This is a genomic window from Pseudomonas juntendi (assembly GCF_009932375.1).
Taxonomy (GTDB): Bacteria; Pseudomonadota; Gammaproteobacteria; order Pseudomonadales; family Pseudomonadaceae; genus Aquipseudomonas; species Aquipseudomonas juntendi.
In genome coordinates this window covers 18,537-27,007 of record NZ_BLJG01000158.1, presented here as the reverse complement: position 1 = coordinate 27,007, position 8,471 = coordinate 18,537, and the positions used below count along the sequence as shown (strand labels likewise).

At 63.2% G+C, this 8,471-nt stretch carries 7 protein-coding genes; all 7 read right to left on the bottom strand.

Features of this window, described 5'->3' with window-relative positions:
- Window positions 1-1,190: methyl-accepting chemotaxis protein (locus GYA94_RS19480; protein ID WP_161892904.1), on the bottom strand; the 1,190-nt coding region annotated here is incomplete at its 3' end.
- Between the two features lie 223 nt (window positions 1,191-1,413).
- Entirely contained in the window at window positions 1,414-3,807 is a 2,394-nt protein-coding gene (locus GYA94_RS19475) for a TonB-dependent siderophore receptor (RefSeq protein ID WP_161892903.1), read from the bottom strand.
- Between the two features lie 116 nt (window positions 3,808-3,923).
- The gene (locus GYA94_RS19470) at window positions 3,924-5,867 is read right to left on the bottom strand and encodes a PAS domain-containing hybrid sensor histidine kinase/response regulator (RefSeq protein WP_161892902.1); all 1,944 of its coding nucleotides are present in this window, start codon (window positions 5,865-5,867) and stop codon (window positions 3,924-3,926) included.
- Window positions 5,857-6,705 (bottom strand): sensor histidine kinase, encoded by an 849-nt coding sequence (locus GYA94_RS19465; protein WP_161892901.1) that lies wholly within the window; start codon window positions 6,703-6,705, stop codon window positions 5,857-5,859. The genes GYA94_RS19470 and GYA94_RS19465 overlap by 11 nt, the downstream gene beginning before the upstream one ends.
- Window positions 6,698-7,711, bottom strand: coding sequence for an ATP-binding protein (locus GYA94_RS19460; RefSeq protein WP_110676605.1), 1,014 nt, complete (start codon window positions 7,709-7,711; stop codon window positions 6,698-6,700). The genes GYA94_RS19465 and GYA94_RS19460 overlap by 8 nt, the downstream gene beginning before the upstream one ends.
- Window positions 7,708-8,112, bottom strand: coding sequence for an anti-sigma regulatory factor (locus GYA94_RS19455; protein ID WP_029885914.1), 405 nt, complete (start codon window positions 8,110-8,112; stop codon window positions 7,708-7,710). Before GYA94_RS19455 ends, GYA94_RS19460 begins: the two co-directional genes overlap by 4 nt.
- Window positions 8,109-8,471 carry an STAS domain-containing protein gene (locus tag GYA94_RS19450; RefSeq protein WP_054905950.1) on the bottom strand — a complete coding sequence of 121 codons (363 nt, stop codon included), beginning with the start codon at window positions 8,469-8,471 and terminating at the stop codon, window positions 8,109-8,111. Before GYA94_RS19450 ends, GYA94_RS19455 begins: the two co-directional genes overlap by 4 nt.

The following is an 8,471-nucleotide window of genomic DNA, read 5'->3' as shown; positions in this document are numbered from 1 at the left end:
TCGATGGCGGCGTTCAGGGCCAGCAGGTTGGTTTGCTCGGCAATGCCGCTGATCACGCTGACAATGCTGCTGATCTGCTCGGCATGGCTGTCCAGTTCGCTGATCTGGCCGGCAGAAGCTTCTACGGTCTGGGCGATCAGGTTCATGCGCGACAGCGTTTCCTGAATCACGCTGCCGCCTTCGCTGGACTGGCGACCCGACTCGCTGGACTGGGCATGCGCTTCCACCGCATTGTCAGAGACATGGTTGATACTCACGGTCAACTCCTCGACAGTGGCCGCCATTGAGGAAGCCGAGCTCGACTGTTCCTGGGCTGACGCGGAGAGCTGTACCGATGCCGCAGAAATGTTATCGGCAGCCCCCACCAGTTGTTCGGCACTGGCCCTGATCTCGCCAATCATGGTGCGCAGGCGCTCTTGCATGGCCACGAATGCTTGTTGGAGGGTGCTGACTTCATCCGTACCTTCAATCGCGATGGTGTTGTCCAGGCGCCCGTCAGCGATGTTGCGCGCCAGCGTTACAGCTTCACCCAGGCGGTGGGTGAGGGTTCTTGCGAGGAATGTGGCGATCAGCACAGCCAGGATTGCAGCGACCAGTCCGCCGGCGATCAGGATGGTGAAGGCGGTGGATTTAGCCTGATCCATCAGCAGACTGCGCTCGTCCTGCAGGGATTTCTCGGCCGCCTGGAATTCGTTGATCACGGCGCGCATGGCGTCCATTTTGGCTTTGGCCTGGCCCGAGCTTATCTGGCTGACCAGCGTTATCAGCGGCGCGCGGTCAGCATTGACCTCGCGGCGCAGGTTCACGCTGGTTTGCATGTCTTGCTGCAGCCACTGTTGGTAAAGCTGTTGCAGGCGGGCCAGCCGGGCTTGCTGCTGGGGGTTGTCGGCGGTTGCCTGCTTCAGGCGATTGAGCGCGTCGGTGAACGCTTCTTCGCCTGTGTGCATGGGCTCAAGGAAGCTGTCCTGGCCGGTAAGGGCAAAACCGCGCATGGCGGTTTCTATGTCGACAAGGCTGTTGAGGATGCTGCTGGAGCGGTTGAGCACGTCATAGCTGTGGATGTTGCGCTTCACGCTGCTGCTGACCTGGTCGAAGCCTCGCAAGGCAGTCAGTACCAATACGGCGATGATGAGCAGTACAAGACCGAAACCGGTGTACAGTTTTTTCGAGATACTGAGATTGTTGAGCATCGTGGGGGCAACCCTTCAAGGCCTGGCTGGGCGCTACGCTGGGTCCCGTGCACAAGGATGCGGACGGGTTTTGGCGTAGTGACGTTTTGATATCAGGCCTATGATTATCTTGTACAGGAAAAGTTCTTTGTACAATTTTATTCGATTGGGCGATGCGAGGGTTGGATTGGGAGGGGGGTCACCCAGCTCTGGGGCTGGGTGACGATCATGAGCCTGGGCTGGCTTACCAGCTGTAACTCAACTTGGCGGTCACTTCCCGCCCTGGGTTGTAGTAATCGGCCGTACCCGAGCCCACCACATGCTGCTCGTCGAACAGGTTGCTGACATTCAGCGCCAGGTCGGTGCCCTTGGCGATCTTGTAGTTCAGCGCAGCGTCGAACAGGGTGGTGCCGTCGCTTTTCTTGGTGTTGGCCGCGTCCATGAAGTAACCGCCCACGTACCGCGCCCCCAAGCCCACGCTCACGTCGGTGTCGGGTATGTCGTAGTAGCTCCACAGCGAAGCCGTATGCTTGGGCGCAACGGTAAACGCTTTGCCTTTGAGCGAGCTGCCGTCATACAGCGAGCCGCGCAGCACTTCGGTGTCCATGTACGAATAGGCCCCGATCAGGCTGAGGTTTTGCGTGACCTGGGCCTTGGCTTCCAGGTCCAGGCCGCGCGCGCGGGACTCGCCCACGGTTTGCTGCTCGATGATGCCGCTGGGCAGCACCACGGCGATGGTGACGTTTTCCTGGGTCAGGTCGTACACGGCGGCCGAGAACATCGCATCCATGCCCAGCGGCGAGTACTTCACGCCCACTTCGTACTGCCTGCCGGTCTGCGGGGTAACCCCTACCTGCGGCGGCGAAACCGATTCCACCATGCTGACGTAGGTCGACACTTCATCGTTGACGATGTAGGTCAGCGCGCCGCGGTAAGAGGTTTCCGAGAAGGTATCGCTCTGCCTGTTCACACCCCCCACATACTCGGTGCTGGTCAGGTCCATCGAGTCATTGCGCATACCCACCGTGGCAATGACGCGGTCGTAGAAGGACAGGTTCTGCTGCAGGAACACGGCCTTGGTGGTGGCGTCGTTTTTCTCGCGGCTATACGGCGTGATGCCGCCGGGTACGCCGGTGAACACGGGGTTGGCGATGTCTATCGACGGCGCCAGGCTGTACACCGAGCGCTGTTTGTTGGTCGAGTCCAGGTATTCCACGCCCACCAGGGTGCTGCTGTCGATGTGCTCGAACTGGGCATCGTACTGCAGCATCAGGTTGCCATTGAGCTGGTCCGCGTCGCTGTCGGTGCCGAACACGTAGCGGGGGATCACGGTGCCCACGCGCTCGGCGCTGTCGCTCAGGTAGACGTAGCCGAAGTCATCGCTCAGCTCGCTGTAGCGCAGGTTGCTGCGCAGGGTGAAACCGTTGTCGAAGTCGTGGGTGATGCTGGCGCTGAGGCTGGTGCGCTCCACATCATGGAAGTTGTAGCCGGGCTCGCCGTAGAAATCGCTGCGGTCGTATTCCTTGTCCAGTGGGTAGCCACCGCTGTTGGGCGAGCTATTGGTCTTGAGGTAATCGAGAATCACCGTGGCCGAGGTGAAGTCGCTGGGCGCCCAGGTCAGGCCGCCCATCACGAAGCGGTTGTCGTCTTGCGAGTGGTCGTACTCGCGGTCGCTGTTCTGCAGCTTGGCCGTGAAGCGGCCGGCCAGGGTCTGCTCGTCGTTCAGGGCATCGCCCACGTCAATGCCGGTCTCGGCATGGTCGTAAGAGCCGTAGGTCACGTAGCCCTGGCCGAACTTCTCGAAGCGCGGCTGCTTGGTCACGAAGTTCACCGAGCCCCCTGGGTCTGCCGGGCCGAACAGGGTGGAGTTGGCGCCGCGCAGAATCTCGATGCGTTCATAGGCATAGGGGTCTTCGCGCACACCGCGCATCGAGCTCAGGGTAAGGCCGTCGCGGTAGGTGGTGGCCTGGAAGCCGCGGATCTGGAAGTAATCGTTGCGGTCGTCCGAGCCGTAGAAGTCGCTGACCACGCCTGGGCTGTACTGCAGCGCTTCTTCGGTGGTGCTGACGCTGCGCTGCTCCATTTCCTTGCGGGTCACCACAGACACCGAGGCCGGGGTGTTGAGGATGCTGGTGGCCACCTTGCCACCGACCCACAGTTCCTTGGCCACCACTGAATTGAGGTCGTCATCGGCGCTGGCCTTGACCTTGGCATTGATGATGACCGGCGCCAGCCGGTAATCCTCGGTCGCACCCAGCTCCAGCGGGCCGGCAGCCGGCGCTTGCGCAATGATCTGGTAGGCCTGCGGGCCTTGCTGTTCAACCTGCAGGTCGGTCCCCTGCAACAGCGCCGACAACGCGGCGGGCGTCGCCAGGCCGCCCTGCACGCCCGGGGTGGTGCGGTTGGCCACGGTTTGCGCGTCGAAGGCCAGGCTCACACCCGCCTGGCGGGCAAAACGGTCCAGCGCAGGTGCCAGCGGGCCAGCAGGGATGTTCCACTGCTGCAGTTGCAGGGTGTGATCAGCGCCAGCAGGTTGCGCCAGCGCTGGCAATGCCGGGCTGCTGACAACCAAACCCAGAATCGCCGCGTGCATGGCACGGCTGAGGGGGTGGCGCTGTGGAACCGGTGTCGAACTCATTTTCTCGCTCCGTAGAGGGTCGGCGGGTGGCCTGTATTCCGGCCTTGTGCAAAGGCCGAACGAGAATGAGAAAACACCTCATTTATTTTCAGAAAAGACGGACGGGGGTAATTGCCTCAGGGGGTACCGACCGCCTGGCGCACTTTCACCAGCAGCTCATAGAGCTGGAAGGGCTTCACCAGCATGTCCATGCCCGCGCCGAGAAAGGCCTGGCGGTCCTGGGCCGCATCGGCGTACCCGGTCATGAACAGCACCGGCAACTGGGGCCGGTAGCACCGCGCCAGGTCGGCCAGTTCGCGGCCGCTGAGGGTCGGCAGGCCAACATCGGTCAGCATCATGTCCAGGCTGGCGTCGTCGCGCAGGTGCCGCAACGCCTCGTCAGTGGTGGTGGCCACCGTACAGCGGTACCCGGCATCGGTCAGCGCTTCTGCCACCGCCACCTGCACCGAGGCCATGTCTTCCACCACCAGCACGTGCTCGCCATTGCCTTGCAGGTTCTGCACGTTGGCCGGCTCCACCGCTACCGCGGCCTCCGCGCTGGCCGGCAGCAACAGGGTCACCTCCGTGCCCTGCCCCACCACGCTGCTCAGCAGCACATGCCCGCCGGACTGCCGGGCGAAGCCGTAGATGGTCGACAGCCCCAGCCCGGTGCCCTGGCCCACCGGTTTGGTGGTGAAGAACGGGTCGAACACCTTTTCCAACAGCTCCGGCTCGATGCCGCTGCCGTTGTCGCGCACGTTGACGGCAATGTAATGGCCGTCCGCCAGGTCGGGGTTGCCCTGCGACCAGGTGGCTGCGGTGTTCACCCAGATCCGCCCCCCCTTGGCCAAGGCATCGCGCGCATTGATCACCAGGTTGAGCACCGCGCTCTCCAGTTGCACCGGGTCGACCAAGGCGATGGCCGGGTGGGTCGACAGGTCCAGGGTAAGCTTGATGCGCTCGCCGATGGTGCGGTTCAGCAGCTCTTCCAGCGAGCGTACATGCTGGTTGACGTCCACCGGGCGGGTATCCAGTGGCTGCTGGCGCGCGAAGGCCAGCAACCGGTGGGTCAACGAGGCCGCGCTGGTGGCTGAACTGAGTGCGGCTTCGGCGTACCTGGGCACTTTCTCGATGCGGTTTTCCGCCACCCGTTTGCAGATCAGCTCCAGGCTGGTGATGATGCCGGTGAGCAAATTGTTGAAGTCGTGGGCAATGCCGCCGGTCAGGCTGCCCAGGGCATCCATTTTCTGCAGTTGCAGCAGTTGCGCTTCGGTGCGTTCGCGCACCGCCACTTCCCGCGCCAACTGGTTGGTGGCATCGTCCAGGCGGGCCAGGTGGGAGCGCTCCCGGTGGCGGTGCTCGGTGATGTCCTCGATGAACACCAGGCACAGCCCTGGCGCCTGGTAGGGCGACAGTTGCCACTCGGTTTCGCGTACATGCCCGTGCACCAGCATGCTCAGGGTGCCCTTCCAGCGCTCGCCAGCCGCCAGGTGCCGGCGCAGGTCAGCCAACGCTGGCTCCTGGCCGCTGGCAAAGCATTCCAGCAGTTGCCCGGGGTTGCTGTTTTCCTGGGTCAGGTGGCTGAATGCCTGGTTGCACTCGTGCACCTTGAACTCGGCGTCGAGCACCGCGATGGGCGCCGATACACCGGTAAATATCTCGCGAAAGCGCGCCTCGCTCTGGCGCAGGGCGCGCTCGGCGTCCCGCACCCGCAACAGGGTACGCAAGGTTGCCAGCAACACATCCGGGTCTACCGGGTGCACCAGGTAGGCATCGGCGCCAGCGTTCAAGCCGGTGATGATGTCACCGCTCTGGATCGACGCGGCCGACACGTGAATCACCGGCAACAACGCCGTGCGGGCATCTTCGCGCAGCAACCGTACGATATCGAACCCGCTCATGTCGGGCAGGTTCACGTCCAGGATCAAGGCATCTATCTGCTCGTCGCGAATCAGCGCAAGGCCTTCACCGCCGGTGCCTGCCTCCAGCACTTCGTAGCCGTGCACTACCAGGCGCCGGCGCAGTGCGTAGCGGGTGGCGACGTTATCGTCCACGATCAGCAAGCGCACCTCAGGTTTCATCGGCGTTCTCCTGAGCCAGGGCCAGAGGAATCACCACGAAGAAGGTAGAGCCTTCCCCTGGTTCACTGTGCACCCCCACTTCGCCACCCAGCAGCATGGCGAAGCGCTTGCACAACGACAGCCCCAGGCCAGTGCCGCGAAAGCGCTTCTGCAGTGGCGAATCTACCTGGGTGAAATCTTCGAACAACGTATCCAACAGCTCTGCTGCAATGCCAATGCCGGTATCACTGACGGCAAAGCGGATGCGGTCGTCGCCATACAGCTGGGCCGACACCCGCACCTCACCCTGGGCGGTGAACTTCAGCGCGTTGGAAATGAAATTGCGCAGAATCTGCGCGAGCTTCTTGTCATCGGTGTACAGCCGCGGCAGCCCTGTAGGCTCCTCGAAGATAAGGTCGACTGCAGTAGCGTCGACAATCGGCCGGAACATGCCGCGCAAGGCCGTGAACAGATCGAGCATGTCGAACCAGGCCGGCGAGATGCTGATGCGCCCGGCTTCGATCTTGGCAAGGTCGAGCAGGTCGTCGACCATGTCGGACAGCTCGCGGGTGGCGGTGCTGATGAAGGTGACCTGGCGGTGCTGTTCAGCCGACAGCGGCCCGTCGAGCTCGTCGGTAAGCAGGCCGGTGATGCTCAGGATCGAACCCAGCGGCGTGCGGAATTCGTGGCTCATGTACGACAGGAAGCGGCTTTTCAAGTCCGACGCCTGGCGCAGCTGATCGGCCTGTATGTCCAACTCGGCGTACAGGGCCAGTACGCCCTGGTTGGTTTCTTCCAGTTCGGCACGCAGGGCATCGTTATCCGCCTGCAGCCGGGCAATTACCTCTGCATCAGCCATGCGCCGCCTCCAGGTCGATGACCAGCACGGTTACATCATCCCGGCCCCGGCAGAAGTCGCGGTGCAGCACTGCCGCGATGACGGCCGGGTGGCGGTGCACCAGGCCAGGGTAATTCTCCAGATTCCAACGGGACTGCAAGCCGTCGCTGTACATGATCAACAGTTTTCCATTTGCATGAGCGTAGTCAAATACCTGGGCTTTTCTATACTGGCCGCCAACGATGCCGGGCAACGAAGCCAACCCACGCACCTGGGTGGCGCTCACCAGGCTGGCGCCGATATTGCCGATGCCGGCAAAACCGAGGTGGTCGCGGGCACCGTCATAGCGTGCTATCGCCACCGCGCCACCACGGCTGCCATTCATGGCATGGTGCATGGCCTGCAATTGCTCCAACTGGCCGGCGAACGGGGCCTGGGCAAACACTGCCGCGCCCGCGCTGGCTGCAGCCTGGGCATCCACACCGTGGCCCAGGCCGTCGATCACCAGGGCGCTGATACGCTGCCCTTCGATCGCCAGGTGCCAGGTATCGCCACAGGCGGGGTCGCCGTGCAGGGCATGCTGGCTTACCCCCACGCGCAGGTCTGGCGCGTGGTCGCGCTGGGCGTGCACGCGCGCCAGCACCACCGCGCCGCGCGCATCGGCGTACACATCGAATACCTGGGCCATGCGCGCCAAGGCCCCCAGGCCGATACCCTGGGTGCCTGCGGTTGAATAACCGTCGGTCAGGCAGGCCTGTGCATCGAAGCCTTGGGCACGGTCCGCCGTGAGCAGTTCAATGGCATAACCCCCGTGCTCACGGGGCAGCACCCGCAGGTGCAGTTCACCGCAGCCGGCATGCTTGAGCACGTTGCTGCACAGCTCGGTGGCCAGCAGCGCCACACGGCCGCAGTCCTCTTCGTCAAAGCCGTGCCGCTCGGCCAGCTTTTGTGCGGTACGCCGGGCGTGGCCAACATCGCTCGGGTCTGCCAGGCCCATCACCTGGGTCTGGCTGGCGAATAGGTTCATGCCCATCGGGTGATCGTCACGCGTGTGCCCTGCCCTGGCGCGGTGTCCAGTTCAAATTCATGGACAAGCCGCCGAGCGCCGGTCAGGCCCAGGCCCAGGCCACCGCCCGAGGTCCAGCCGTCAGTCAGCGCCAACTTGATGTCGGGGATGCCGGGGCCCTCGTCGCGGAACAACAGGCGCAAACCGGTGCGCCCGCCATCCTCCAGCACAGCCCAGTCCATATCGCCACCACCGCCATACACCACCGTGTTGCGCGCCAGTTCACTGACTGCCGTCACCAGCTTGGTCAGGTCCACCAGGCGCATGCCGCATTCGCCGGCCAGCTTGCGCGCCAACTGACGCGCCAGTACCACATCCTGTTCGATTCGTACCGGCTGGCTGCCGCTTTCGCGCACATTCATTTTTGGCTCACTCGTTGACGCAGCACTTGCATGCCACGCTCCACATTGAGCGCCGTACTCACGCCCGGTAGGGTAAGGCCCAGTTCGACCAAGGTAATGGCCACGGCCGGCTGCATGCCGACCACCATGGTTTCGGCATCAAGAATGCGTGACAGGCCAGAGATGCTGGCGATCATCCGGCCGATGAACGAGTCGACCATGTCCAACGCGGAAATATCGATCAACACGCCCCGGGCCGAGGTACTGCTGATGCGCTCGGTCAGGTCTTCCTGCAGGGTCAGCGCCAGCTGGTCGTGCATGTCGACCTGAATGGTCACAAGCAGGAACTCGCCCATCTGCAGGATCGGGATACGCTCCAT

Coding starts and splice junctions, on each gene's coding strand:
- GYA94_RS19475 (WP_161892903.1), bottom strand. CDS start 3,807: ATGAGTTCGACACCGGTTCCACAGCGCCACCCCCTCAGCCGTGCCATG.
- GYA94_RS19470 (WP_161892902.1), bottom strand. CDS start 5,867: ATGAAACCTGAGGTGCGCTTGCTGATCGTGGACGATAACGTCGCCACC.
- GYA94_RS19465 (WP_161892901.1), bottom strand. CDS start 6,705: ATGGCTGATGCAGAGGTAATTGCCCGGCTGCAGGCGGATAACGATGCC.
- GYA94_RS19460 (WP_110676605.1), bottom strand. CDS start 7,711: ATGAACCTATTCGCCAGCCAGACCCAGGTGATGGGCCTGGCAGACCCG.
- GYA94_RS19455 (WP_029885914.1), bottom strand. CDS start 8,112: ATGAATGTGCGCGAAAGCGGCAGCCAGCCGGTACGAATCGAACAGGAT.
- GYA94_RS19450 (WP_054905950.1), bottom strand. CDS start 8,471: ATGGAGCGTATCCCGATCCTGCAGATGGGCGAGTTCCTGCTTGTGACC.